General features: G+C 51.3%; 19 protein-coding genes and 1 tRNA gene. 4 read left to right on the top strand and 16 right to left on the bottom strand.

The features are described from left to right. Positions 1-13: 13 nt before the first annotated feature. Entirely contained in the window at positions 14-3,964 is a 3,951-nt protein-coding gene (hrpA, locus tag ICV32_RS05510) for an ATP-dependent RNA helicase HrpA (protein WP_215368573.1), read from the bottom strand. Between the two features lie 85 nt (positions 3,965-4,049). Between hrpA and argA the strand changes: the two genes are divergently transcribed. Continuing rightward, entirely contained in the window at positions 4,050-5,399 is a 1,350-nt protein-coding gene (gene argA / locus ICV32_RS05515; protein ID WP_215368574.1) for an amino-acid N-acetyltransferase, read from the top strand. A 77-nt stretch (positions 5,400-5,476) separates the two neighbouring features. Further along, positions 5,477-5,749 (top strand): oxidative damage protection protein, encoded by a 273-nt coding sequence (locus tag ICV32_RS05520; RefSeq protein ID WP_108508503.1) that lies wholly within the window; start codon positions 5,477-5,479, stop codon positions 5,747-5,749. Between the two features lie 6 nt (positions 5,750-5,755). On the opposite strand, the gene rpiA is transcribed toward ICV32_RS05520, so the two are convergent. Further along, positions 5,756-6,481: a ribose-5-phosphate isomerase RpiA gene (rpiA, locus tag ICV32_RS05525; RefSeq protein ID WP_215368576.1), complete on the bottom strand. Its 726-nt coding sequence runs from the start codon at positions 6,479-6,481 to the stop codon at positions 5,756-5,758. A 47-nt stretch (positions 6,482-6,528) separates the two neighbouring features. On the opposite strand from rpiA, the gene tal reads away from it, so the two are divergent. Next, on the top strand, positions 6,529-7,473 hold the full coding sequence (gene tal / locus ICV32_RS05530; protein WP_215368578.1) for a transaldolase: 945 nt from the start codon (positions 6,529-6,531) through the stop codon (positions 7,471-7,473). Here tal and rlmB read toward each other — a convergent pair whose 3' ends face one another. Beyond that, positions 7,474-8,235 carry a 23S rRNA (guanosine(2251)-2'-O)-methyltransferase RlmB gene (gene rlmB, locus ICV32_RS05535; RefSeq protein WP_215368581.1) on the bottom strand — a complete coding sequence of 254 codons (762 nt, stop codon included), beginning with the start codon at positions 8,233-8,235 and terminating at the stop codon, positions 7,474-7,476. Continuing rightward, entirely contained in the window at positions 8,232-10,559 is a 2,328-nt protein-coding gene (gene rnr, locus ICV32_RS05540; RefSeq protein WP_215368582.1) for a ribonuclease R, read from the bottom strand. Before rnr ends, rlmB begins: the two co-directional genes overlap by 4 nt. A 74-nt stretch (positions 10,560-10,633) precedes the next feature. Between rnr and ICV32_RS05545 the strand changes: the two genes are divergently transcribed. Beyond that, positions 10,634-10,720 (top strand) — tRNA-Leu (locus tag ICV32_RS05545). 31 nt (positions 10,721-10,751) lie between these two features. Here the strand turns inward: ICV32_RS05545 and ICV32_RS05550 are convergent. The 12 genes from ICV32_RS05550 to rlmN all read right to left on the bottom strand — a co-directional run bounded on the left by ICV32_RS05550 (position 10,752) and on the right by rlmN (position 24,057). Beyond that, the gene (locus ICV32_RS05550; protein ID WP_215368583.1) at positions 10,752-12,083 is read right to left on the bottom strand and encodes an adenylosuccinate synthase; all 1,332 of its coding nucleotides are present in this window, start codon (positions 12,081-12,083) and stop codon (positions 10,752-10,754) included. A 53-nt stretch (positions 12,084-12,136) separates the two neighbouring features. Next, positions 12,137-13,312, bottom strand: a complete 1,176-nt coding sequence (locus tag ICV32_RS05555) for an ATP phosphoribosyltransferase regulatory subunit (RefSeq protein WP_215368585.1) — start codon at positions 13,310-13,312, stop codon at positions 12,137-12,139. A gap of 11 nt (positions 13,313-13,323) precedes the next feature. Beyond that, positions 13,324-14,193 carry a protease modulator HflC gene (gene hflC, locus ICV32_RS05560; protein WP_215368586.1) on the bottom strand — a complete coding sequence of 290 codons (870 nt, stop codon included), beginning with the start codon at positions 14,191-14,193 and terminating at the stop codon, positions 13,324-13,326. 20 nt (positions 14,194-14,213) lie between these two features. Further along, a complete protein-coding gene (hflK, locus tag ICV32_RS05565) occupies positions 14,214-15,620 on the bottom strand; it encodes an FtsH protease activity modulator HflK (protein ID WP_371817046.1) in 1,407 nt (468 codons plus the stop codon). Next, the gene (gene hflX / locus ICV32_RS05570; RefSeq protein WP_215368591.1) at positions 15,577-16,833 is read right to left on the bottom strand and encodes a GTPase HflX; all 1,257 of its coding nucleotides are present in this window, start codon (positions 16,831-16,833) and stop codon (positions 15,577-15,579) included. The genes hflK and hflX overlap by 44 nt, the downstream gene beginning before the upstream one ends. Further along, positions 16,811-17,059, bottom strand: coding sequence for an RNA chaperone Hfq (gene hfq / locus ICV32_RS05575; RefSeq protein ID WP_215368593.1), 249 nt, complete (start codon positions 17,057-17,059; stop codon positions 16,811-16,813). Before hfq ends, hflX begins: the two co-directional genes overlap by 23 nt. A 114-nt stretch (positions 17,060-17,173) precedes the next feature. Further along, positions 17,174-18,532, bottom strand: coding sequence for a ribosome biogenesis GTPase Der (der, locus tag ICV32_RS05580; RefSeq protein ID WP_215368595.1), 1,359 nt, complete (start codon positions 18,530-18,532; stop codon positions 17,174-17,176). Between the two features lie 11 nt (positions 18,533-18,543). After that, positions 18,544-19,674, bottom strand: a complete 1,131-nt coding sequence (bamB, locus tag ICV32_RS05585) for an outer membrane protein assembly factor BamB (RefSeq protein ID WP_215368597.1) — start codon at positions 19,672-19,674, stop codon at positions 18,544-18,546. After that, on the bottom strand, positions 19,674-20,327 hold the full coding sequence (locus ICV32_RS05590; RefSeq protein WP_215368599.1) for a tetratricopeptide repeat protein: 654 nt from the start codon (positions 20,325-20,327) through the stop codon (positions 19,674-19,676). Before ICV32_RS05590 ends, bamB begins: the two co-directional genes overlap by 1 nt. A 51-nt stretch (positions 20,328-20,378) precedes the next feature. Beyond that, positions 20,379-21,665, bottom strand: coding sequence for a histidine--tRNA ligase (gene hisS, locus ICV32_RS05595; RefSeq protein ID WP_215368601.1), 1,287 nt, complete (start codon positions 21,663-21,665; stop codon positions 20,379-20,381). Then, positions 21,652-22,929 (bottom strand): flavodoxin-dependent (E)-4-hydroxy-3-methylbut-2-enyl-diphosphate synthase, encoded by a 1,278-nt coding sequence (gene ispG, locus ICV32_RS05600; RefSeq protein WP_371817047.1) that lies wholly within the window; start codon positions 22,927-22,929, stop codon positions 21,652-21,654. Before ispG ends, hisS begins: the two co-directional genes overlap by 14 nt. An 18-nt stretch (positions 22,930-22,947) precedes the next feature. Beyond that, positions 22,948-24,057, bottom strand: coding sequence for a 23S rRNA (adenine(2503)-C(2))-methyltransferase RlmN (gene rlmN / locus ICV32_RS05605; protein WP_251371974.1), 1,110 nt, complete (start codon positions 24,055-24,057; stop codon positions 22,948-22,950). Positions 24,058-24,066: the final 9 nt, after the last annotated feature.

A 24,066-nucleotide genomic window follows, 5' to 3' on the forward strand; every position in this document is an offset into this window, starting at 1 on the left:
AACTCTAGGCCTATTAACGCAAACTGGCTAAGACCTTCTCAAGGCGCTTGACCGACATTGGCATGGGGGTCTTGAGCTCTTGAGCAAATAAGGCAACCCGTAACTCTTCGAGTTGCCACCGGAACTCGCGTAAGCGCGTATTGTGCTCATCATTCATCCCAAGCATGCCTTTGCTCTCTTGCACCATCCGCTGCCACGGTCTCGCAACCGATTCCCAATCGCGCTGGTTTTGGGCATCCCGGCTGGCATTGCTGCGAAGTTTATCAATCCGTAGTGCAATCGCCTTGAGGTAACGTGGTAGATGCACCAAATGCTCATAAGGAACCTGTTTGACAAACTGCGAATGAATCAATCCTTGCAATTGCGACCGCATATCGTCGTAGGCACTACTCGATAGGGCTTTGGCTGCAATTAACTTCTTATGCAATTCCGCATACTCTTGCAAACTGGCTAAGACATGTTTAGCGATCTCACCTGCAATCAGCATGAGTCGCGGTTTACCCTGCTTTAGCGATTCCTCAAACTGCATTTTGTTGGTGGGCTCTTGGTTCTGCAGCATGGCACGTTCAATGGCCATCATTCCAATATGCTCAATCAACTCTTCAACCGACCCCAGTTGAATAAAGAGTAAGCCGATTTCGCGGGCATGGGGTAATTGTTTATGCAAAGCCTTCGTATGCTCTTTTAGAACCACGCTGTACAAGCGACATAAACCTTGTCGATGAACCCGTTTGGCTTCTGCTGGGTCATCAAATACTTCAAACTCGACCGCTGTTTTGCGATCCACCAATGCCGGATAGCCCTGAATCGTTTGGTTCCCCCGGGTCATGGTGACGGTTTGTGGTAACTCACCAAAATCCCAAGCCTGATAACTGCCCTTCTGAATAGGCGATGCTTCTGCTTGATCGGTTTGTACAGTGTTTATATTGGTATCGGCAAGGCTTTGAAAAGCCTCTCGCGCCATTCCACCGTATTCGCTACGCAAGCGATTTAAATTACGTTCTAACTCAAGTTGCCGGCCATGTTCATCAATTAAACGAAAGTTCATGTGGCAATGCGCTGGCAAGGCCTCAGGCCGAAAGTCAGATCGCTTAATTTCAATGGGATTTTGATTGCGGATAAAACGCATGAGGCAATCGGTGAGATCGCCCTTTCCGAAGGAGTTGCCATCTAGCCGTTCTTGAACAAACTGTTTAGCACTTTCTGGCAAAGGGATGCAATGGCGGCGGATCTTTTGCGGTAAGGATTTAAGGAGGAGTTGCACTTTCTCAACACAAAGGCCTGGTACGAGCCACTCTGCCTGAATGGCATCGACTTGATTGAGAACGGTGATTGGCACAATTAGGGTGATGCCATCCTTGGGGCTGCCTGGTTCAAAGTGGTAACTGGTTTGCAGGCTTACGCCATTCATCACAATTGTCTTGGGGTAACGGTCTGCACTAATGCCTGCTGCTTCATGGCGCATCAGGTCTGATTTCTGAAGTCGCAGACTCTGATCTTTTTGTTCCAAATTGACACGATCTTCCTCAAGCCACGCTTGAAGACCGCTGCGGCTATAGACCGTCTCTGGAATTCGTTCGCGATAGAACGCGCACAGTAGCTCATCGTCTACTAAGACATCAGGACGGCGTGATCGATGTTCCAGCGCCTCAATCTCTCGGATTAGTTGACGGTTGTGCCAAAAGAAGGCAAATAATTTACCGTAGCGGCGTTTTGCTTCGGCTTGGGTCTCGCGTTCTAAAGCTGGTGTGTCGACCTTACCAAACATCTCACCATCAACTAACGCTTTCTGAATAAACAACTGATGGGCTTCGCTTGCATCATGGGGGGCATAGGCCACCCGTCGACCGTGGTAAACCGGTAAACCATACAGCGTGGCGCGTTCAAACGCTAAGACCTCGCCGCGTTCTTTATCCCAAAACGGGTCACTCAGCGACTTCACTAAGCGGTGTTTAGCAACCCGCTCAATCCACTGTGGTTCGATCTTAGCCAGGGTTCTGGCATACAAGCGGGTGGTCTCTTGAATCTCACCAGCCACAAACCACGCCCCCACCTTTTTACCCAGACTCGATCCTGGCCAAATAAAGAGACGAATCCCCCGGGCTCCAAGATAATCGCCTGCTTTATTGCCGCGTTGATCGCTTGCGTCTTCATCGCGCTTGCCAATATAGCCAAGCAGACCGGTGAGGAGTGCTGTATGAATTTGTTCATAGGTTGCTGGTGTTTGATTTTCTTTCCAGCCCTTCTCCGCCAGTAAGACATGCAATTGCCCATGCACATCGCGCCACTCACGAAGTCGCCTTGGTGAGAGAAAAAGACTGCGGCACTGATTCTCAAGCTGCCGATTACTTTGTTTATGTTTAAGAGCCTCTTGATACCAGTTCCACAACTTCACGAATGACAAAAACTCAGAGCGCTCATCCGCAAATTGCAAGTGGGCTTGATCAGCCGCACTGGCAAACTCCATGGGTCGTTCACGCGGATCTTGGCAGGCCATGGCAGAAGCAATAATGGTGAGCTCTTTGAGTGCCTGCTGCTCACGCGCGGCCAGTAGGATGCGCCCAATGCGGGGATCTAAGGGTAACTCCGCTAGTGCCTTCCCTATTGCACTCAGTTGAACCCGATGTTGCCCCTGTAAATCAGGCTCGGTGGTGCTCTCAATCGCACCCAGCTCCTCTAAAAGCTGCATGCCGTCGACAATTGCACGACCCAAGGGTTTATCAATAAAAGGAAATTGTGCGATGTTCGGTAGGCGCAAAGCAGCCATGCGCAGAATCACCGCGGCCAGAGAACTGCGCAAGATCTCTGGATCGGTATATGCAGGACGCCCTTGATAATCCGCCTCACTGTAGAGGCGAATACAAATACCGTCGGCTACACGGCCACAACGACCCGCACGTTGATTAGCGGCTGCCTGAGAAATCGGCTCCACTTGGAGTTGCTCAACCTTGTTGCGATACGAGTAACGTTTGACCCGCGCCAATCCTGAATCAATCACATACCGAATGTTCGGCACCGTCAACGAGGTCTCAGCCACATTGGTTGCCAACACAATGCGGCGACCACTCCCTGTCTGGAATACCCGCTCTTGCTCACTCACGGCTTGCCGTGCAAACAAACTCAAGATCTCTGGATGAAAACGCTGTTGCAACAATGGGTCTTTGCGCAATGCCTCGGCGCACTCCCGAATCTCCCGCTCACCCGGTAAGAACACTAAGACATCGCCAGCCCCCGCAGCACCCTCTCGCCACACCTCACCAATTGCTTTGCAAACCGCCTCAGGAATTTCTAGTGCCTCTTTCTGACCAGCAACTTGCAATGGCGCATACCGTTGCTCCACCGGGAAGAGTCGACCACTCACCTCAATCACTGGAGCAGCTTGACCATGGCTTGCAAAATGATTGGCAAAGCGTTGCGCATCGATTGTTGCTGAGGTAATGATGAGCTTAAGATCGGGTCGCTTAGCGATCAGCTGTTTGAGATACCCCAGTAAGAAATCAATATTCAGGCTGCGCTCATGGGCCTCATCAATGATGATGGTGTCGTATTTTTTGAGAAGTGGGTCAGCCTGGGTCTCGGCCAACAAAATCCCATCGGTCATCAATTTGATCGACGCTTGGTTACTGGTGTGATCGGCAAAGCGGACTTGATAACCCACATCCTCGCCGATGGGAGTGCCTAACTCTTGCGCAATTCGTTTAGCGGTACTTGTGGCGGCAATACGACGAGGCTGCGTATGGCCAATGAGTCTACCTTGGTTGATTTTGCCGCGGCCCAGGCCTAAACAAATTTTGGGGAGCTGGGTCGTTTTACCCGAACCCGTTTCCCCACAAACAATGATCACAGGGCTTGCTAGCAAGGCTTTGGCGATCACCTCACGCTGGGAAGAGACTGGCAAACTCTCGGGGAATGCGATGGGCTTACCCCGCAACGCATGCCAAACGATTGCGCTTGACTCGCTCATACCAAACCCTTGACCTTGGTATTTAGGAATGGCTGTCTATCATTTATTTGGTATCTAAGCGCTTGCACCCTATAATTTTCGCATTATGTCCGCGCTTCCATCCTCATCCCACTCCAATCACTTTCCCTTCGTTGGCTGGCTACGCGAGGTAGCGCCCTATATCCATGCCTTTCGCGAGAAGACCTTCGTGATCGCCTTTGCGGGTGAGCTCGCCCAAGACTTTGATCAACTGGAGAACCTCATTGAGGATATTGCCATGTTGCACGCCATGGGCATGCGCATTGTCCTGGTTCATGGCATTCGCCCCCAAATTGATGAGCAGCTCTCCTTGCGCAAGATTAAGAGTAAGTTTGGTAAGGGCCATATGAGCAGTTACCGAATTACCGATTCTGCGGCTCTGGAGTGTGTGAAAGAAGCGGCTGGAGAACTGCGTCTTGATATTGAAGCTGCATTTAGTCGGGGTCTGCCCAATACACCCATGGCGGGCTCACGCATCTCCGTGATCTCGGGTAACTTTATTACGGCAATGCCGATTGGCGTAGTCGATGGCATCGACTACCTTCTCACCGGACTCGTTCGCAAGGTGGACTCGGAGTCCATTCGGATGTCGCTTAATAGCGGCAAACTTGTTCTCCTCTCACCACTCGGGTTCTCACCGACCGGTCAGGCATTTAACTTATCGTTTGAAGATGTGGCTGCCGCTACCGCTGCAGCACTGAAGGCCGATAAGCTCATGTTCTTAACCCCATTCCCAGGGTTGCACGATGAGGAAGGTCATCTGGTTACTGAACTATCGATCGCTCAGTTGCAGGACTACTTGCAGCTCTACCCTGACCTACCCAGCAATATGCGCAACTTCTTAAACACGGCCATGCGCGCGGTGCGCTCGGGTGTGAGCCGTGCACACTTCTTACCCTGCGATCGGGATGGTGTTTTACTCGAAGAGTTGTTCACGCACGATGGCGTAGGCATGATGCTGGCCGCCTCCGACATTGAGAACCTGCGCGAGGCAACGCAAGACGATGTGGGTGGTATTTTGCAACTCACGCTGCCACTCGAGGCCGAGGGTATTTTGGCTGCGCGTGGGCAAGAAGTACTCGAGCGCGATATTGCTCGGTTCTCGGTCATCGAGCACGACAAGGTCTTATTTGGTTGTGCCGCCCTCTTTCCGTTTCCCAATGGTGTCGGTGAACTGGCATGCCTAGTGGTTGATCCCAACTCCCAAGGCTCGGGCGATGGCGAACGGCTATTGAAGCGCATTGAAGCCCGCGCCAAGCAAGAAGGCATCAATACCTTATTTGTTTTAACAACCCGGACTGAGCATTGGTTCCTCAAGCGCGGTTTTGTACGTGCCACCGTTGACGATCTCCCAGAAGAGCGCAAGCAGATCTATAACTGGGACCGTAAATCCATGGTGCTTACCAAAAGGATTTAATCCCCTTATTCAGGGATGTCATACCAACCTGGCCATGACTGCCTATAATCATGGCAATTAGTTCAATCGAGGTTGATATGGCACGAATGGTTCAATGCATTAAGCTCAATAAAGAAGCCGAGGGTTTAGATTTTGCTCCCCTGCCTGGCGATTTGGGTAAAAAGATCTGGAATCAGGTTTCCAAAGAGGCGTGGGCGGATTGGCTCAAGCACCAAACCATGCTCATTAATGAGAACCGCCTCAATATGGCCGACCCCCGAGCCCGCCAATACCTTCTCAAGCAGGTCGAGAAGTATTTCTTTGAAGGTGGTGCGGATATGGCAAGTGGCTATGTACCACCATCGCAGTAATTGCGTTTAGCTAAAACGTAGAGATTCTACAGTTTCCTTTTTACCCAAAAGCAATACATCTGCTTTGCGTTTGGCAAAGAGTCCAACGCTAATCACGCCCGGGATTTGATTAATCGCTGCTTCAAGCGCAATCGGATCTTGAATCGATAAACCATGGATATCCACAATCCATCCCTTGTTATCAGTGAGGTAGGGTTGACCTTCGGCTTTACCGGATTTAATGAGTCTTAATTGAGCTTGCCCGCCCAATAGTGCAAGCGCCTTGTTCACTGCTGTTTGTGCCATGGGAATAATCTCGACCGGAAGAGGAAAGTGGCCCAGTTGCTGCACCAGTTTGCTCTCATCGCAAATGCAGACAAATTCTTGTGCCATGCTGGCAATAATCTTCTCGCGGGTTAAAGCACCACCGCCACCTTTGATCATATGACCCTGTGGGTTAATCTCGTCGGCACCGTCCACATAGATTGGCATGGGGTGGGATTGCTTTGCAATCGCATCAGGTAATTGGTTGGCATCGACGACATGAAAGCCTAATTTAAGCAAACGCTCCGTACTTGCCAGTGAACTTGAGATCACTCCCGCAAAATGATCGCGGTGCGGTGCAAGTAGATCAATAAACCAATTTGCGGTTGAGCCGGTCCCAATCCCTAAATACTGCCCTTTGGGCATCTTTTGGATTACGTACTCTTTAGCTGCCTGGGCAACGCGTTTTTTGAGATCGTCTTGGCTCATGAAGGCAATGATACAGAAGGATATTCGCTATCATATGCCTTTACTCTATGGATACACTGGCTCAACTCAAACGCTTTACCACGGTGGTTGCCGATACTGGCGACTTTGAGCGGATGCGTGCTTTTGCCCCCCAGGACGCAACAACAAACCCTTCACTCATTCTTAAGGCGGTCTTGCAACCCGCGTACCAAGCTTTAGTTTCAGCGGTACAGCGTGACAATCCGAAAGCCTCGCCCACTCAATTGATTGATCGGATCTTAGTGGCGTTTGGGGCGGAGATTCTGCGCATTGTGCCGGGTCGGGTCTCAACCGAGGTTGATGCGCGTCTTTCGTTTGACACTGCTGCCACCATTGCGAAGGCCAAAGAGATCATGGCGCTGTATGGGGCACTTGGTATTCCTCGCGAGCGGGTCTTAATCAAACTTGCCAGCACTTGGGAAAGTATTGTGGCAGCCCGTGAGCTCGAGCAAGAAGGCATTCATTGCAATATGACTTTGCTTTTTTCTGTGGTGCAAGCAGTAGCGTGCGCTGATGCAAAAGCCCGATTGATTTCACCATTTGTGGGGCGCATTAGCGATTGGTATAAGAAGTCCTTGGGTGATCAATGGTCTCTCGAGCAATACGGGGGCGCCAATGACCCTGGAGTGCAATCGGTGCGGAGCATCTATACCTATTACAAACACTTTGAGATTGAAACCGAGATCATGGGGGCGAGTTTTCGCAATACCAGCCAGATCTTAGAACTGGCAGGTTGCGATCTACTCACCATCAGCCCTGAACTCTTGGCTGAGTTGCAAGCCAGTCATGAACCAGTCAGTCCTAAATTGCGAGTCGCAGATGCTAAATCAGCTAGTGTTGAGCGGCTGAACTTGGATCCGGCAAGTTTTGGGAAGCTATTAGCAGAGAACACCATGGCTTCCGAGAAACTCCAAGAAGGCATTCACGCTTTTTGTACTGATATCGAGAAGCTTGAAGCCTTGCTAACTCGCTAATCACTTCTTCAGTGATTTAGCGTGTGCTCGTTGGCGGCGTGCCTCATAGAGGGTCACACCTGTGGCTACCGAAACGTTTAAGCTCTCGACCGCCCCTTGCATCGGAATATGCACTAATTGATCACAGGTCTCACGGGTTAAACGCCGCATGCCTTCACCTTCCGCACCCATCACTATCGCAGTGGGTCCTTTGAGGTCAACGTCGTAGATCGACTTATCGGCCTCATCATCGGTACCGATCAACCAAACTCCAAGCTCTTGCATCTCACGCATCGTTCTCGCAAGATTGGTCACCGTAATGATTGGGATCACCTCGGCAGCGCCACTGGCTACTTTACTCACGGTGGCATTGATGCTGGCCGAGCGATCTTTTGGCACGATCACGCCATGCACCCCGGCACCATCGGCTGCGCGTAAGCAGGCGCCAAAATTATGTGGATCAGTAATGCCATCAAGCACTAAGAGTAAGGGTGGATCACTTTTGACATCCAAACTGTCCAACAGTTCTGGTAAGGTTCTCGCTACAGAAATACCCTCAGCCATCGCCACAATCCCTTGATGGCGATCATGCCCCGCTAAGTTATGTAAGCGTTCCGCATTGGCTGAATAAAGTCGCTTTCCCAAAATGGGTTCGGCTTGCTTGATAAAGTCTGCCATGCGTCGATCGCGCCTTGCAGGATCATAGTAAACCGACTGAATACTCTGGGGGTCGACCCGTAAGCGGGTCTGCACCGCATGAAATCCCAACAGCAGTTGCTTCATTTGCGTTTGCCCTTATGGCTCTTGCGACCGGTACCCTGACCCATCGATGGCTGCCGCGCGGTCTTACCAGTTTTTGTCTTTGATTTCTTACTCGCGGTCGTAGCCTCGCGCTTAGGCGCTTTCTCAGCAGGACGGGTCTTCTTGTGTGCTGCTTTTTTACTGGGGCGCCCTGAATCATTTGCCAACACAGTTGATTTAAAGCGCATTCCATCGCGCTCGTGATTGGTATTCGCTTTGACGAGACTAAACTCGATCTTACGAGCATCAAGATCAACTCGGCTGACCAAGACGTGCAAGCGATCACCGATTCGATACCGTATCCCGGTGCGCTCACCCCGTAACTCCTGACGGGCCTCATCGTATTGGTAATAATCGCCACCCAACTCAGTGACGTGCACCATGCCCTCTACAAATAAACTCTCGAGTTGCACAAAGAGACCAAAATTAGCAACGCCCGTAATCGTGCCTGCGTATTCTTGACCTAAGTGGTCGCGCATGTAATAGCACTTGAGCCATGCCTCCACATCGCGTGAGGCTTCATCGGCACGGCGTTCATTGGCAGAGCAATGTACCCCAAACTGAGCCCAGACGGCAAGCGCTGCACCTTCTTTCGATCCTTTGGTATTGCCTGCTCGTTTGGCTCTGGCCTTCGCATCCTGCTGTGACTGCTTCACAGCTGCAGCATTGGCCCGGCCCTGACCCTTACGAGGCATGGTGAGGTTCATCGGCACATCCTCTGGCAAGTGCGGATGATAGGCTTTCTTACTCAAGATCGCTTTAATGGAACGATGCACCAAGAGATCGGGGTAACGTCGGATGGGGCTCGTAAAGTGGGCGTATGCTGGGTAGGACAAACCAAAGTGGCCTTCATTCTCGGGCTGGTAAATCGCTTGTTGCATCGATCGCAGAATCAGCATCTGTAAGGTACTGGCATCGGGCCGACCTTTGATCTCTTTCATGAGCTTTGCAAAATCTTTGGGGTGTGGCTTCTCGTTTCCAGTGAGATGTAAACCAGTGGTTCGTAATACCTGTTTGAGGGTCTGTACTTTCTCGATCGATGGTTCGCCGTGTACCCGAAAGAGGCTGAGATGGTGATGCTTTTGTAAGAAATTAGCAGCGCAGACGTTTGCGGTCAGCATGCATTCTTCAATTAAGCGATGGGCGTCATTACGTAACCTCGGCTCAATACGCAAGATTTTGCCTAGCTCATTACTGATGATCTGGGTCTCAACGGTCTCAAAATCAATGGCACCGCGTTTCTCACGGGCTGCAAATAATATTTTGTAGAGCTGGTAGAGGTGATTGAGTTGTTCATTGAACTGTGCAAAGCGCACTGCCTCGGGTCCACGGGTATTACTCAAGATCTCCCAAACGGTATCGTAGGTAAAGCGTTGCGCCGAATGCATCACGCCTTGGTAAAACTGATACGCCAGAATCTCCCCGCGTTGATCCACCACCGCATCGCAGACCATACATAGGCGATCCACTTCGGGATTGAGGGAGCAAAGGCCATTGGAGATTTTCTCCGGCAGCATCGGGATCACTCTGCGAGGGAAATACACCGAGGTGGCCCGCAGCAGCGCATCTTTATCGAGTGGATGACCAGGCTTCACATAATGCGCCACATCAGCAATTGCCACGATTAAACGCCAGGCTTTGATCTGACCATACTGCACGGGCTCGCAATAGACCGCATCATCGAAGTCTCTAGCATCGGCACCATCGATCGTAATCAGTGGAATATCGCGCAGATCGACTCGGCCTTTGAGATCATCTTGCGTTACTGCATTTGGTAATGCTTCAGCCTCTTTTAAGGCAGCTGGTGAGAACGTGTGCGGCACGCCGTATTTACGAACCGCGATCTCGATCTCCATGCCAGGGTCATCGATCTCACCTAAAACCTCAACGACGCGACCCACCGCTTGTCGATAACTATCGGGGTAATCAATGATCTCGACACTCACCACCTGACCTAGTTTGGCCATGCCTTGGCCACGTGGTGGGATCAAAATGTCGTGACCAATGCGTTTGTCTTCAGGTGCCACAATCAACACGCCGTTCTCATTAAGAAGGCGTCCAATGACCAAGCGATTGGCGTGCACCAGAACTTCCACAATCTGACCCTCGGGGCGTCCGCGACGATCCGTACCCAATACTCGAATCGAGACCCGATCACCATGCATGACCCGAGCCATCTCGCGCTCGGTCAAAAAGATGTCTTCACCACCATCGTCTGGAACCACAAAGCCAAAGCCATCACGGTGACCTTGTACCGTACCCATGCGATCGCTATCGCGGGTGATGGGTTGATCCGACTTACGCATGAACGGCTTTCGCAATTGAGGTCATGAGAGTGATTTGACCACAATGTGAAGGCAGCAACCTATAATGCACAAATGCCCAAATGGCGAAATTGGTAGACGCACCAGCTTCAGGTGCTGGCGATCGAAAGGTTGTGGAGGTTCGAGTCCTCTTTTGGGCACCAAAATGCAAGAGGATTAGCTACCAATCCTCATTTACGCTTCAAACGGATGGTGCAAGAGGATGGTCTCATCGCGCTCGGGACCCGTAGAGACCATCGCAATCGGTTTACCGCAGATCGCTTCAACTCGTTTGAGATAGTCCTGAGCGGTCTTGGGTAATTTGTTCCAATCGGTAATCCCAACCGTACTATCGGTCCAACCCTTAAAGTCTTCATAGATCGGTACGCAGCGTGCCACCGCTTCAGCACCGCGTGGCAATACATCCAAGGTCTTGCCATCTAGTTTATAGCCCACACAAAGACGAATGGTCTCAATGCCATCGAGCACGTCTAGCTTAGTGATGCATAAGCCGGAGAGTCCATTGATTTGGATGGAGCGCTTGAGTGCAGCTGCATCGAGCCAGCCAGTGCGCCGTGGTCGTCCAGTTACCGACCCAAACTCTTTACCAACCTCAGCGAGCCGTATACCCACCGGATCTTGTTTGTTGGGGTTCTCATGGTCATACAACTCACTGGGGAATGGCCCAGCACCCACTCGGGTGCAATAGGCTTTCGTAATGCCCAAGATGTAATGCAAAGATCCCGGACCCACACCAGATCCAGCGGCGGCATTACCAGCAACGCAATTACTCGAAGTTACAAAAGGATAAGTGCCGTGATCGATATCAAGTAAGGTTCCTTGAGCGCCCTCAAAGAGAAGGTTCTGGCCTGCTTGCTCAGCGGCATAGAGTGCGCTGGAGACATCAACCACCATTGGCTTGATGCGCTCGGCATACGACATGGCTTCATCGAGTACGCGATTGAAGTCCAAGGCATCAACCTTGTAGTACTGGGTTAATGCAAAGTTATGATAGTCCAGGTTCTCGCGTAACTTGGCCGCAAATTGTTCGGGGTAAAAAAAGTCTTGCACCCGCAATGCGCGCCTTGCTACTTTATCTTCATAGGCTGGCCCAATTCCGCGACCGGTCGTACCGATCTTATCGCTACCGCGTTTTTTCTCCCGGGCATGATCAATCGCAACGTGGTACGGCAAAATCAGAGTGGCTGCCTCGGAGATCTTTAAACGTCCCTGCACATCCAAGCCAGCGCTTTCGAGCTCACCAATCTCTTTAAAGAGGGCTTCGGGTGAAAGCACCACGCCATTGCCGATATAGCAAATGACTTGGGGGTGCATGATGCCTGAAGGAATCAGGCGCAAGATGGTTTTCTTACCACCAATAATGAGTGTGTGCCCAGCGTTATGTCCACCCTGAAAACGTACGACGGCTTGTGCATGATCGGTAAGCCAATCAACCACCTTACCCTTTCCTTCATCACCCCACTGCGTACCAATCACAACAACATTCCGACCCTGAGACTTACTCATATGCATTCCACTTCGTTTTTTATTGATTTCGCTTTATTGTAGTGATCAAGCGACTAGACGCGCGATTTTAGTTCCCAACTGGCACCTTGTTTCACGAGTTCACGTTGGCACTCAAACTCCTCCGAATTTGCATCATCGCCCTTGTGCGCCTGAATGACCACCTCGCCTGCAGCACGTAACTCATCAATACGACGATTTAGATCTGGATCGTTCGACCAGGGTGCAAAAATCGCTTGACGCTTGACTGAGATATTGGATAAGTCGGCAAGTGTGAGTAGATCCAGTGAAAAGCCCGTAGCGGGTCGTGAGCGACCAAAGGCCTGACCCACATGATCATAACGACCACCGCGCGCAATGGGTTGGGGTAAACCATCCACATAGGCAGCAAACATGACCCCGCTGTGGTACTGGTATCCACGCAAATCCGCTAGATCCAGCGAGAGCTCCAATTGTTTGGATAAGCCACTAGTCGCCGCAATCAGACGCTCTAGATCCTTGAGCGATTGTGCAATCAAGGGTTGATTGGGTAAGGCGAGTTGACCCGACCGGGCATTAGCCAAGACTTCCGCACAAGAGCCATTGAGTTGCAACAATGCCAATAATGGTTTGCTAATCGCAGGCGCAAACTGGCTCACCCATTGAGTGAGGCTTGGCTGGTCTTTGGTTTGTAATATGGTGTAGAGGGTCTCGGTATCGGCATGGCTTAATACCAAATCACCTAAGATGCCTTTAAGCACTCCTGCATGCGACAAATCCAAATAGATCTTGCCAAGCCCTGCTTGAGTTAGTGTCTTTAGGAGTAAATTGATCGCTTCAAGATCAGCCTCCCACCCTGCATGCCCATAAATCTCGGCACCGAGTTGCAACTCTTCACGCGAGGTTGAACCCGGCGGTGTACGGACACGCGCTACCGACCCTGCATAGCACAGACGGGTCACGCCTTCACGATTGAGAAGGTGTGCATCGATACGCGCCACCTGGGGCGTGATATCTGCACGTAAGCCTAAAGTACGACCCGAGAGCTGATCAACGAGCTTAAAGGTTTGTAAATTAAGATCCGATCCCGTTCCGGTTAACAGTGAATCCAAGAACTCCAAGAGCGGCGGGCTAACGAGCTCATAGCCGTAGGATTGATATAGATCGAGGGAGCGACGGCGTAACTCCTCGATCTTGCGAGCCCGGGCTGGCAATACATCAGCAATATCCTCGGGCAGTAACCAACGGTTCATGATGCGATCGTTTAGTTCTTCTTTTGCATGAACCGGAAGAAATCGTTGCTTGGCTCGATCACCATTAAGTCTTTCTTATCCTTAAAGGTGTTGCGATAGGCTTCAAGGCTGCGATAGAACTGAGCAAACTGGGGGTCACGATTAAATGCTTCGGCATAGAGGGCTGTCGCTCGAGCATCGCCCGCTCCCTTGATCCGCTGTGCATCGCGATAGGCGTCTGCCAAAATCACATCGCGCTGACGCTCCGCACTTGCCCGAATCTTGTCCGATTCTGCTGCTCCCGTGGAGCGCAATTCATTAGCCACTCGCTTACGCTCTGCTTCCATTCGGCGATAGACCGAATCGCTAATTTCAGCGAGCAAGTCAATCCGCTTTAAGCGCACGTCGACGATTTCAACACCAATCGCTTTGGCATCGTCCTCCACTTTTTTCTGAATCCCTTGCATCACCTGATCACGCTGCTCTGAAATAATCTCGCGAATGGTGCGTTTGGTGAACTCTTCGTTTAACGCCGAACGAATCAGCTGGTTCATCCGATCGGTCGCTAGCCGCTCATCACCACGGAAGCTCACGAAGAACTTGAGGGGATCAATAATGCGCCACTTCACATACGAATCCACCAAGAGGTTTTTCTTCTCAGCAGTAATAAAGCGCTCTGCGTCGGGGTTATCAATCGTCATGATGCGACGATCAAAGAAGATGACGTTTTGAAATGGTGCAGGTAGCTTGAACTGCAAACCTGGTTGCTCAATCACTCGCACAATCTGACCGAAGGCAAAGACCACGGCAAACTTGCGTTGATCGACAATAAAAATACAGGAACTAATCAAATAGAAAGAAACGATTAGACCCAGAATAAGACCAAGGAGACGATTAGGCATGATAACTTTTTCCTCGATTCTTAACGATCACCGCGATCACGACTGCGCAAGCCATCCCGTTTCTCGGGAGTACGCTCCGCTGGGGATGGTGCTGCACTGGGAGTGGGACTAGAGATGGCATTGGGTGAGATGACACCCGGCAAAGCAGCGCCTTGCAGTTGCGCAGCTTGTTGCGCTTCGGTAGTCACTTGGTTAATGATTTTATCGAGCGGTAAATACAACAAGCTATTGCTCTTGGCAGTGTCGACCAATACCTTGGTGACATTGTTGTAGATCTCTTTCATGGTGTCGATGTACATCCGATCGCGCGTTACCTGAGGTGCCTTGGCGTACTCGCTGTAAATTTGTTTGAAACGCAAGGCATCACCTTCGGCCATCGCAGAAACACGTGCCCGATAACCTTCAGCCTCTTGGATTAGACGCGCTGCTGTACCTTTCGCACGAGGCAGGATGTCATTGGCATACGCCTCACCCTCACTCTTTAAACGCTCACGGTCTTGACCCGCTTTCACCGCATCATCAAACGCGGCCTGAACTTGCTCTGGCGGTTGCACATTTTGCACGGTCACGCTAGTCACAAAGATACCGGTTTTATAACTATCCAAAATAGCTTGAATGGCCAAAGCCAGATCAATCGCAATCTTCTCACGACCTTCATACAACACCGTATCCATCTTGCTGCGTCCCACAATCTCACGCACTGCGGTCTCAGCAGCCTGCACCACGGCCATATCTGGATCGCGATTATTAAAGAGATACTCCATCGGATCCTTTAAGCGGTACTGAACCGCAAAACGCACATCAATGATGTTCTCGTCTTCGGTCAACATCGACGAATCTTTTTGATTGGTACCCTTAATCATCACCGAGCGACCAACCTCAACCGAACGTACGGCCGACAAGTTCACGGTCTCGGTTGATTGAATCGGCCAAGGCATCCGCCAGTTAATACCGGGACGTGCTGTGTAGTCGTATTTACCAAAGGTGAGAACAACACCGGCCTGACCTTCCTGAATCATAAAAAAGCCACTAAATAGCCACACCAGGGTCACAATGACTAAGGCACCTAAGCTAGCGGTCTTGGGATTAAAGCCCTCAACATTAAATTGGGGTGGTTTACGTCCACCACCACTAGGGGGCTGTCCGCCACCCGATGGCCGCTTCTTGCCGCCAAAGAGGTTATTTAACTTGTCATTGAAATCGCGCCAGAGATCATCAAGATCGGGCGGTCCATTTTCAGGGCGGCGATTACCTTGGGGTTGCTGATTAGGTTGAGCCTGATCACCACCCTCTTTAGGATCTTTATCCCCTTTGGGTGCTTGATGGTTATTTCCCCAGCCAGGATCATTGACGGAGAAAAACCCTTTAAAGTAGTCACCTACTTTATGGAGTGTTTGGCGAATAGTTTCGGGTCGAATGGAAATCAAAATCGGCGGTTTCTGGTCTATCGGTTAATGGTTGAAGCAGATCGCCATGCGCCTTGTGATGTTGGACGTCAGCGTGCTCAACCTTTAGTTTATCAGTCCTGTGTGCAAACTCGCATAGACACTCGCGCAGCAGGTCTAAACCTATGCCTTCCTGGGCAGACAAAAAGACCTTGTAAGGCACCCCATGAATATCACGTTCAATATGAGGGCCTTTAGTAAAAGTCTGCGGCATCAAATCAATTTTGTTCATCACTTCTAAACGTGGAATGCCATCCGCCCCAATTTCCTTCAGGACCGCTTCAACTTGAGCCTGCTGCTCCTGGGCAACTGGGCTGCAAGCATCAATCACGTGCACAATCAAATCGGCATGCACCGTTTCGTCAAGCGTGGCTCGAAAGGCCTCAACCAATTGATGCGGTAACTCCCGAATAAATCCCACAGTATCAGAAAGGACAATTTGCCGCCCCTCCTCCAAATGAACGCGTCGGGAGGTGGTGTCCAAGGTCGCAAAGAGTTGATCAGCGGCATAGGTGCCGGCTTTGGTCAGTGCATTAAATAAGGTGGACTTACCGGCATTGGTATATCCCACCAATGACACGGAGAACACTTCGTTGCGTGCCCTTGCTCGCCGTTGGGTGCGCTGCTGACGTTGCAACTTGGCCAGTTCTGCTTCCAAGCGTTTGGCTTTGGTTGCTAACATGCGGCGATCCAACTCCATCTGGGTCTCACCCGGACCACCGCGCAGACCAATACCACCCTTCTGACGCTCTAAGTGACTCCAAGCGCGCACGAGTCTTGACATGCGGTAGCGCACATTGGCTAACTCCACTTGGGTCTTACCCAAATGGCTCTTCGCACGTTGGGCAAAAATATCGAGGATCAATCCGGTGCGGTCGATCACGTGTTTACCCAGATGACGCTCAAGATTGCGTTGTTGCGTTGGTGAAATCGCATGATTGACGATCGCAAGTTCTGCATCGTGCTCCTGCATCGCACGTAAGACCTCATTGGCCTTACCCGAACGGATAAATAAGGAAGGGTCAACGCTACCGCGACGCCCAATGACCGAAGCGCTTGGTATCGATCCTGCACTCTGCGCTAAGAGTGCAAGCTCCGCCATGCTCTCTGGGAAATCGTCTTTGCCGGTATCAATTCCTACCAATACCGCACGGACCTCCTCGACTCCGGTGTTATGCAGCTGGAGCTTCCTCATCGTCTGCCCTAAAGCTCACAGCTCGGGCGGGTACTACGGTGGAGATGGCGTGCTTATAGACCATTTGGGTTACGGTGTTGCGCAACAGAATCACGTATTGATCGAATGACTCAACGTTACCTTGCAACTTAATGCCATTGACCAAATAGATCGACACTGGAATGTGCTCTTTGCGCAAGGCATTCAGAAAAGGGTCCTGCAGCAACTGGACTTGTTTGGTACTCATACTGCTCCTTAATCGTTATTTAAGTTAGGGAGTCTTGCTTTTGTATACAACACGGATGGTTTCTGTAAGGATATTAACCGTATTCAACGGAATTCTCCACGGATTGAACATATCCTACTTACGACGTGGTTTTTCATCCTTGACGTAGGGGTTTGCCGCAGTCCGGAACTCAATCCGCAGGGGCGTACCGCGTAATTCAAAGATCTCCCGAAAGCGCCCTTCAAGATAGCGTTTGTAGCTATCGGTAATGCCGTGCAAGGCGCTCCCATGAATAATCACAATTGGCGGGTTCATGCCGCCCTGATGGGCGTACCGGAGTTTGGGTCGGCCTTTGGCCACCCGTTTGGGCTGTTGATGTGCCACCGCATCAATCATGGCGCGAGTCAGTTTTGGTGTAGACAGTTTGGCCATCGCAGCCTGGTAAGCCTTATCCACATCCTTAAAGAGCTCTTTGATGCCAAAGCCTTTTTTGGCCGAGATGGGATGCACATTGGCAAAGTCTAAAAAGCGCAGCTTTTGTGCAATCTCCACGCGCGCACGTTCTTTCACATAGGCGTCTATCCCATCCCATTTATTAACCGCGACCACCAGAGCGCGTCCCGCTTCCACAATGTAGCCCGCAATATGCGCATCCTGCTCAGAGATATCCTGCTGAGCATCGAGCATCAAGATCACGACATTGGCATCGTTAATCGCTTGCAGAGTTTTGACCACCGAAAACTTTTCAATGGCTTCAAAGACCTTGCCACGACGACGCAGTCCTGCGGTATCAATCAAGACATAGGATTTGCCATTGCGCTCAAACTCAACCTCAATAGCATCCCGCGTCGTGCCAGGTAGATCAAAGGCAATGACCCGATCTTCCCCAAGCAAGGTGTTAATGAAGGTCGACTTGCCAACATTGGGTCGGCCCACCACCGCAATCTTCATTGGCCGCGTGCCATCGGCGACCGCTGCATCATCAGGCTCGGGTTCAGGGATCTGCAATTGATCGAGCGCTTCTTCGATGAGAGCGCGCACCCCATCGCCGTGAGCAGACGAAATGGGTTCAGGTTGACCAAGACCCAACTCATAAAAATCGGCTGTGACTACGCTAGCCGACATGCCCTCGGTCTTATTGACCGCAAGGATGACCGGGCGACCGGTCTTGCGTAAGAAATCGGCAATCACGCGATCCTGTGGGGCAAGCCCTAGTCGGCCATCGACCATAAAGATCACTAGATCCGATTCGGCGACGGCTTGCTTCGTTTGCTTTGCCATCTCAGCCATGATGCCGGTCTTCGCAACGGGTTCAAAACCACCCGTATCAATGCAAATGAACTCCCGATCGCCAACGCGACCGTTGCCATAGTGACGATCACGCGTGAGCCCAGGAAAATCAGCAACTAAGGCATCTCTCGATTTAGTGAGGCGATTAAATAAGGTGGATTTACCGACATTGGGTCGGCCCACGATGGCAATAACGGGTTTCATGGGGATTGGTCTTAACGCGGGCGATATGCCGCAATCTTGCCACCTTGAGAAGCAATGATGATCACGCCACCTGCTGCAATCGGAGCTGCAGTAACTGGTGAGCTGTCGTGACGAATGCGCGAGACCAACTGTCCACTATTTTGATTGAGAAGATGAACATAACCTTGTTTATCACCCATCAGCACCACTTTGCCAACTGCAAGCGGTTCTCCCACATCACGCCAGGTGAGTTGCGTGTTCTCCCACACTTGCACACCATCGCTTGCACGATAGGCATAAACGTGGGACTTCTCATTAGCAGCAAAGACAAACTCCGTACTTTGAGTGGTGCCGGTATAGCTTGAGAAATCCTTCGACCACGCTAAATTACCAGTGCGTAGTTCAGCGCAACCAATTTTCCCTTGATAAGAAACCACGCAAAGGCGCCCTTCCTCAAGACTCGGTCGACTGGTGACATCATTTAAACGTTCGATCTCAGAAAAGCCTTTGGGGAACGAGACTGCCGACTCCCAAATGAGTCCACCGTTGGAGAGCGCGAGTGCTCCAAAGCGGCCGCCGGCAAAACCAGTGACCACGGCATCATTGCCAACTAAGAGCATGCCGTAACCAACACGCAGTGATAATGGGGACTGTTGCCGTTGATAAATCCAACGCCGTTTACCCGTGTTTGCATCCAAACCAATAAAGCGATGATCTAAAGTACGGATCACTACGACACCGGCTGCTACGATCGGATCAGAAAGTACCTCACTTCCAATTAGGTGCTTCCAAATATTTTTACCCGACTCATCGTAGCCATAGGCATTGCCTTCACTACTAACCACCACTGTAATCTTGCCATCCGATCCTGGACCAATGGAGAGTTTCTCGGGAACACTAACCTCCCAAACCACACGCCCAGTCTGAATATTTAACTTACTAAGCGTGCCACGTGCCGATGCTGCGAAGAGATGGTCATCAGCAACAACGGGACGAAAGTTAGCAGGAACGGAGCTACCGACACTGGTTGACCAGACCTCAGCAAGCTCGACTTGATTCGTTATATTGACGAGCTCAGCCGGTTTGCGAACCTTGGACGAGCCCGAACAGGCAATCAATGCGATGGAAAGAGATGCGATGGCACCCCAGCGCAACAGTCGCACTACATCCCCCCTACAGCATCAATCTTTACTTTCAATAAGCCACGCGCGTCCTCCGGAAAGGCTCGATCACTTTGCATGGCTTTCATGGCCTTGAGGTATTCGGTACGCGCTTCAGGGATTTTTGTTTGCACCAGATACCAATCACCACGACGCTCAATCCAAAGGGGCTCAAATCCTTTCACAGCTTTTTCTTTGAGGAGTTGATCAGCCTCTTTGAGGCTGGCTTCAGTCCCTTGATCAATAAGAATTCCAAGGAGCCGCAATTGCGCCAGAGCCCGAAACGAATCATCGCTGGCTTGATTGGCGGTCCACTTCAAATAGCTTTGTGCTTTAGTTGCATCGTTACTGTCCATCGCGACCTTGGCAGCCACAAGGCTTCCCATCGCTGCATAACTCGTGCCACCGTATTTGTTTTGCAAATCTTCAGCCGCAAGATACGTTTTGTCTTTCTCGTTCTTACTAATCGAATTAATTAAGGTCTCGTATAACTTACCCGCATCTGCGGCTTGATCGCGTTGATACCACTTCCAAGCACTCATGCCGCTATAAACGAGCAATGCCACGGTAATGACACCGATGATGTAATTGCCATAGCGGGCCCAAAACGATTTCAGGTTCGCTAGGTTTTCTTGTTCTTCGAGGTCAAGTGCCATGCCAATACTGCTTTCTTCAATGAATTAAACGCTTATTTTATGCTGTATCGCTTACGAATCGACTAAAGCGTCGACCACTGCTGCCAATAAACCCGATAGTGGCACGGCATGTTGCTCACCAGTGCCACGAAGGTCCTTCAATTGCGCCTCATCCGAAGCGAGCTCATCAGGGCCAATAATCAGCGCCAATTGCGCACCACTTGCATCGGCTTTCTTCATTTGGGATTTAAAGCTCGCACTCTGCCCATCGGGTGGGCAATGCAAGATCACATCAATCCCGGCGCTACGGAGCGCTTCTGCTGCAATCATGGCTTGTACCAAGGTATCCCCGCCCTGGTGTAATACATAGACATCGCAAACCGGATCGCTCTCTGGAACACTCTTCGAGATCGCCATGAGATCCAACACGCGCTCCATGCCCATGGCCCATCCACAGGCTGGGGCACTTTTACCGCCCATACGCTCCATCAAGGGATCATAGCGACCACCGCCAGCAATCGTACCTTGGGCTCCCAGTGCTTCGGTAGTCCACTCAAATACTGTTAGGTTGTAATAATCCAAACCGCGCACCAATCGTGGGTTGATCTTAAATGGAATGTTGTTGGCTTTCAAAAGGGTTTGTACTGCTTCAAAGTGGGCCAGTGACTCTGAACCCAAAAACTCCAGGAGCTTTGGTGCACCTTCAATCAAAGTCTGCATGCTTGGGTTCTTCGAATCCAGAATCCGCAGTGGATTGGTTTGCAAACGCCGTTGCGAGTCCTCATCCAATTGCACATGGTGTTGGGTAAAGTACTCCACTAAGGCTTGACGATGCGCTGTGCGCTCCGCAGCCTCACCCAAAGAGTTGAGTTCCAAACGTACACCTTGCAAACCAAGCTCATCCCAAAGGCGTTGACCCATCAAGATGATCTCGGCATCGATGTCTGGGCCTGCAAATCCCAAGGCTTCAATCCCAAATTGATGAAACTGGCGATAGCGTCCACGCTGGGGGCGCTCGTGCCGAAACATGGGTCCCGTGTACCAAAGGCGTTTGGGGCCGTCATAGATCAAATTGTGCTCAATCGAAGCACGCACCACTGCTGCGGTTCCTTCGGGTCGCAATGTGAGCTGTTCTCCATTGAGTCGATCTTCAAAGGAGTACATCTCTTTCTCCACGATATCGGTCACCTCACCGATACCACGTTGGAAGAGCGCCGTTGCCTCGACGATCGGCGTCCGAATCTGCTCGTAACCATAAGCTCGAGTGAGATCGGCTAAGGTGCGCTCGAGATAAGACCAAGCCGCTGCATCTTTGGGCAGCAGATCGTTCATGCCGCGAATGGCATTAATTTTTTGCATGGTAATTGGCTTTAACGTACTCGTCGACAATTAGTTGAAACTCTTCAGCGATGCCCTCACCGCGCAAGGTCTTTACTTTTACACCATCCACAAACACGGGGGCGGCGGGGCTCTCACCAGTGCCTGGTAAAGAGATACCAATATTGGCGTGCTTACTCTCACCCGGGCCATTCACAATGCAACCCATCACCGCCACGTTCATGTTCTCAACACCGGGATGGGTTTTCTTCCACACCGGCATTTGTTGACGCAGGTAAGACTGGATCTTGGCAGCGAGTTCTTGGAAGGTGGTACTCGTGGTGCGACCACATCCAGGGCAAGCAATCACCATCGGTGTGAAATTGCGCAATCCCATGGTTTGCAAGATCTCCTGACCCACTATCACTTCGTTCTCACGCGGCGCACCCGGATCGGGGGTTAAGGAGATGCGAATGGTATCGCCAATGCCTTCTTGCAATAAAACTGCGAGTGCGGCAGTCGATGCCACGATGCCTTTGCTACCCATGCCCGCTTCGGTGAGACCAAGATGCAAGGAGTAATCACAACGCCTTGCCAGATCGCGATACACCGCAATCAGGTCTTGCACACCGCTCACTTTACACGATAGCGTAATCTGATCAGGGTTCATGCCGAGCTCAACGGCTTTACTCGCCGATTGAAGTGCCGACTGAATCAAGGCCTCAATCATGACCTCTTGCGAGGTTTTGGGCATTGCCAGCTTTGCGTTATCGTCCATGATCTGCGCTAGCAAATCTTGATCGAGACTACCCCAGTTCACACCAATCCGAATCGGCTTCTCGTAGTGACAAGCCGCCTCGATCATTTGCGCAAATTGTGGATCGCGCTTGGCGCCTTTACCCACGTTACCAGGGTTAATGCGGTATTTGGATAAGGTCTTAGCACAATCCGGATAATCTTTGAGTAAGGTATGGCCGTTGTAATGAAAGTCACCAATCAATGGCACCTTTACATCCATCTGATCGAGTTGCTCGCGGATGTAAGGAACTTGGGCCGCGGCTTCTGGAGTATTGACGGTAATGCGCACCAGCTCTGAGCCTGCTCTTGCCAACTCCTTCACCTGAATCGCGGTTGCGATTGCATCTTCGGTATCGGTATTGGTCATCGATTGCACACGCACCGGGGCGTCCCCACCAACGGTCACGCGGTGATCGCCCCACGCAACCACCGACTGGCGCGAGAGCCGGCGTGGCAATGGTCCAAGGGGCAATGGGGGTAAACAACCAGGCTCAATCTTATTCATCATGGCATCCAATTGCGATCATTATCGTCCCTGAAACTGAATCACCTGCTCATCGAGTGCTTGCATGCGCTCGGCACGGCGAGTTCGGTCTATCACATCGCCTGCCAACTGTCCGCAGGCAGCTGCAATGTCGTCACCGCGGGTCTTACGCACGGTGGTGACCAGATCGGCGTCTTGCAAAATTTGGGCAAACTGCTTAACCCGCTCGGCCGGTGAGCGCTTGAGGCCCGAGGCAGGGAATGGATTAAAGGGAATGAGATTTAATTTGCAACGCAAGCCCTTTAAGAGTTTGATTAATTCTTTGGCATGCTGGTCTTGGTCGTTCACGCCATCGAGCATGCAGTACTCAAAGGTAATAAAGTCGCGCGGTGCAAATGGTAAGTAGCGATCACAAGCAGCAATCAGTTCTTTTAAGGGATACTTTTGATTGAGTGGCACGAGCTCATCGCGCAGCGCATCGTTGGGTGCATGCAAGGATACGGCGAGCGCCACAGGGCAATCCTGCGCCAAGCGATCCATCATAGGGACCACACCCGAGGTGGATACGGTCACGCGCCGGCGTGATAGACCATAGGCATGATCGTCAAGCATCAAGCGTAGCGCAATCAGAACCGCATCGTAGTTCAATAAGGGCTCGCCCATGCCCATCATCACCACATTCGTAATCACCCGACCCTGGGTTTGCTCGGCACAATCCTCATCGAGTCTGCGAATCGCAAGCGGATCCTCGCGCAGATGATGCTCCGCAAACCAGAGTTGTCCAATAATCTCTGCGGGTGTTAGGTTGCGGGCAAAGCCCTGATGACCGGTGGAACAAAAACGGCAGTTGACTGCACACCCTGCTTGGGAAGAGATACAAAGCGTACCGCGATCGTCTTCGGGGATGTAGACCATCTCAACGGCATTACCAGCGCCCACATCCAGTAACCACTTGCGGGTGCCATCACTGGCTTTCATGTCCCCAATAACAGGCAAGCTCGTGATCTCAGCGTGATCGGCAAGCTGCTGACGAAAGGATTTGGCTAGATCGGTCATCAGCGCAACGTCACAAACGCCACGCTGATGCACCCACTGCAAGAGCTGCTTAGCCCGAAACGGCTTCTCGTTTAATCCCGCAACGTACTCTGCCATCTTGGCAGC

This window comes from Polynucleobacter sp. MWH-UH24A, assembly GCF_018687475.1.
Classification (GTDB): domain Bacteria; phylum Pseudomonadota; class Gammaproteobacteria; order Burkholderiales; family Burkholderiaceae; genus Polynucleobacter.

What these genes read in the sequence shown, in the direction of transcription:
- hrpA (WP_215368573.1), bottom strand. Translation starts at nt 3,964, where the DNA reads ATGAGCGAGTCAAGCGCAATCGTTTGGCATGCGTTGCGGGGTAAGCCC.
- argA (WP_215368574.1), top strand. Translation starts at nt 4,050, where the DNA reads ATGTCCGCGCTTCCATCCTCATCCCACTCCAATCACTTTCCCTTCGTT.
- ICV32_RS05520 (WP_108508503.1), top strand. Translation starts at nt 5,477, where the DNA reads ATGGCACGAATGGTTCAATGCATTAAGCTCAATAAAGAAGCCGAGGGT.
- rpiA (WP_215368576.1), bottom strand. Translation starts at nt 6,481, where the DNA reads ATGAGCCAAGACGATCTCAAAAAACGCGTTGCCCAGGCAGCTAAAGAG.
- tal (WP_215368578.1), top strand. Translation starts at nt 6,529, where the DNA reads ATGGATACACTGGCTCAACTCAAACGCTTTACCACGGTGGTTGCCGAT.
- rlmB (WP_215368581.1), bottom strand. Translation starts at nt 8,235, where the DNA reads ATGAAGCAACTGCTGTTGGGATTTCATGCGGTGCAGACCCGCTTACGG.
- rnr (WP_215368582.1), bottom strand. Translation starts at nt 10,559, where the DNA reads ATGCGTAAGTCGGATCAACCCATCACCCGCGATAGCGATCGCATGGGT.
- ICV32_RS05550 (WP_215368583.1), bottom strand. Translation starts at nt 12,083, where the DNA reads ATGAGTAAGTCTCAGGGTCGGAATGTTGTTGTGATTGGTACGCAGTGG.
- ICV32_RS05555 (WP_215368585.1), bottom strand. Translation starts at nt 13,312, where the DNA reads ATGAACCGTTGGTTACTGCCCGAGGATATTGCTGATGTATTGCCAGCC.
- hflC (WP_215368586.1), bottom strand. Translation starts at nt 14,193, where the DNA reads ATGCCTAATCGTCTCCTTGGTCTTATTCTGGGTCTAATCGTTTCTTTC.
- hflX (WP_215368591.1), bottom strand. Translation starts at nt 16,833, where the DNA reads ATGAGGAAGCTCCAGCTGCATAACACCGGAGTCGAGGAGGTCCGTGCG.
- hfq (WP_215368593.1), bottom strand. Translation starts at nt 17,059, where the DNA reads ATGAGTACCAAACAAGTCCAGTTGCTGCAGGACCCTTTTCTGAATGCC.
- der (WP_215368595.1), bottom strand. Translation starts at nt 18,532, where the DNA reads ATGAAACCCGTTATTGCCATCGTGGGCCGACCCAATGTCGGTAAATCC.
- ICV32_RS05590 (WP_215368599.1), bottom strand. Translation starts at nt 20,327, where the DNA reads ATGGCACTTGACCTCGAAGAACAAGAAAACCTAGCGAACCTGAAATCG.
- hisS (WP_215368601.1), bottom strand. Translation starts at nt 21,665, where the DNA reads ATGCAAAAAATTAATGCCATTCGCGGCATGAACGATCTGCTGCCCAAA.
- ispG (WP_371817047.1), bottom strand. Translation starts at nt 22,929, where the DNA reads ATGATGAATAAGATTGAGCCTGGTTGTTTACCCCCATTGCCCCTTGGA.
- rlmN (WP_251371974.1), bottom strand. Translation starts at nt 24,057, where the DNA reads ATGGCAGAGTACGTTGCGGGATTAAACGAGAAGCCGTTTCGGGCTAAG.